The sequence below is a fragment of the Methanospirillum sp. genome (assembly GCF_035406105.1).
In the GTDB taxonomy this organism is placed as follows: Archaea; Halobacteriota; Methanomicrobia; order Methanomicrobiales; family Methanospirillaceae; genus Methanospirillum.
This window is the reverse complement of the sequence record NZ_DAONKG010000304.1, coordinates 1-2,181: the sequence shown is the minus strand read 5'-3', so window position 1 is coordinate 2,181 and position 2,181 is coordinate 1. Positions and strand designations below refer to the sequence as shown.

At 50.3% G+C, this 2,181-nt stretch carries 3 protein-coding genes; all 3 read right to left on the bottom strand.

Annotated elements, in window-relative coordinates; translation table 11 throughout:
• A partial coding sequence (locus tag PLA23_RS12765) for a TIM barrel protein (protein ID WP_324475431.1) occupies positions 1 to 453 on the bottom strand: 453 nt, incomplete at its 3' end.
• Positions 454 to 458: 5 nt separating this feature from the next.
• Positions 459 to 1,853: an aldehyde dehydrogenase family protein gene (locus tag PLA23_RS12760; RefSeq protein WP_324475430.1), complete on the bottom strand. Its 1,395-nt coding sequence runs from the start codon at positions 1,851 to 1,853 to the stop codon at positions 459 to 461.
• 87 nt (positions 1,854 to 1,940) lie between these two features.
• The coding region (locus tag PLA23_RS12755; protein ID WP_324475429.1) for a glycosyltransferase at positions 1,941 to 2,181 on the bottom strand (241 nt) is incomplete at its 5' end.

Below are 2,181 nucleotides of genomic sequence, written 5' to 3'. Positions count from 1 at the left end.
ATGCTTCTCTCCTGCGGTATTTTCAAGAAGAAGCATGGTCCCCGGTTCTCTACCTTCAAGTGCGGTGTCAATTGCCCGAACAACCCGTGCCTTTCCGTGCGCATGGTCATCTCCGGCATGTCCCAGATGAGTGATAAGATAAGGAATGTGGAGGGCCTGACATCGGTCAAGTTCCATCCTTAACGCATCGATCGACTTCTCATACATTGCAGAATTGTCTCCGGCAAGATTGGGGAGATAGGAGATATGAGCAAATACTATTCCAGGTCTGAACTTTTCGCTTTCGTGAACAAAGGCATCAGAATCCTGGGTTTCGATTGGTTTCGCCTTCCAGCCCCGTGGATTTTTGGTAAATATCTGAAAGCAGTCACATCCCCGCTCTCTAGCCCGGTCAAAGGCATGTACTAATGACCCGGCTATGGATACATGAACTCCGACCTGTCGAGGTGTCATGGTACTCATGGATGAATGAGAATGGTCTTCTCTTCCAGATAATGGAAGAGGGCATACCGGCCGTTTTCCCGCCCAAGACCAGATGACTTGACACCTCCGAAGGGTACTTCAGGAGGTATTCTCAGGTGCTGGTTCACCCAGACAATACCGGCATCAAGCTCCTGGGTCGCCCGCGATATTATTCTCATGTCATGGGTCCATACTGATGCACCAAGACCAAACCGTGTTGCGTTCGCACGCTCAATTGCGTCAGATATGGAGTCAAATCCTGATATTGGAAGAACGGGACCGAATACTTCTTCACGCATGACCGGCGCATCAGGATCGACATCAGTGAGGATGGTTGGAGGATAAAAAGAACCCATAGTGTAGGGGTTAGAATCTGGTATCTCCCCCCCGGACATGACGGTGCCCAGCTGGTTATTTACTGTCTCCTGCACCAGGGAATGGATTGTATCCCGTTGTCTTTTGGTATGAACCGGCCCTATATCCACACCTGGTGTAAGCCCGTTTCCAACCTGAAGTGCACCGGCCAGTTCCCTGACACGCTGGACAAAGGGTGCATAGATCTTGGTATCAACAAATACCCTTTTTATTGCAGTACAGGTCTGGCCACAATTAAAGAACCTGCCTGAAACTGCTCCTTTCGCTGCCGCTTCAAGGTCCGCATCCCTGCAGACGATCATGGCATCACTCCCGCCAAGTTCAAGGATGGTCTTCTTGAAGGTTTTTGCTGCATGCTCTGCAACCTGAATGCCTGTCGATACAGCACCGGTGAATGAGAGTGATCTGATATCCGGATGTCTGGCAAGTGCCTCTCCTACCACCTCTCCAGATCCGGTGACCAGCTGGAGGACTGATTCAGGAACACCAACACGGTACAAATATCCTGCCAAGGCTTTACAGGTCAGGGGAGCGGTCGTAGATGGTTTAACGATCATCGTATTTCCGGTAGCAAGCACCGGCCCAATCTTCCACCCCATAATGAGGACCGGCATATTCCAGGGGATGATGGCCGCACATACACCGAGTGGCTGTCGCATGACCATCATGTGCCCATAATTTTTACTCAACCCATAGTCACCATGCATCGTGCCGGATATTGAAGCATAATACTCGAGTACCCGGGCAAATCCTGCCACCTCATTCAACGATTCACGCAGTGGTTTTCCCTGTTCCCTGGTAAGCAGGCGGGCAAGATCTTTTTGATCAGCCCGTATAAGCTGAGCTGCTGAAAAGAGGAGTTTTGACCGGTCAAGGGGATCGGTTTGAGACCAGGACCTGAAGGCTTCCCATGCGATACTGACCGCATTATTCACATCATCATATGTTCCTGCAGGAACGCTGCCGACAAGACTTCCATCAGCAGGATTATAGACGTCGTATGATTCCTGGTTCATAGGAGCCGGCTTTGATCTCATGCTCAGAGATTATGATGGAGGAATAAAAATCTCAATGGTTCGGTGTAAAAGAAAAGGAGATGCAGGTCAGCTGCAGACTGTCCCATACATATGGTCAAGTCTCTGCGCAATACCTTCCCATCTGAACTGCCGGTACACCTTGGATCGTCCGGTTCTGCCAAACCTTGAGAGACGATTTGTATCTTCAAGGGCCTGGCATATACCTTCTGCTAACCGGTCAGCCGAGACTGGGACTTTTATACCATCCCGATATGACTCAATATTCTCATGTAACCCGCCGACATCACACGCAACCACCGGTCGTCCT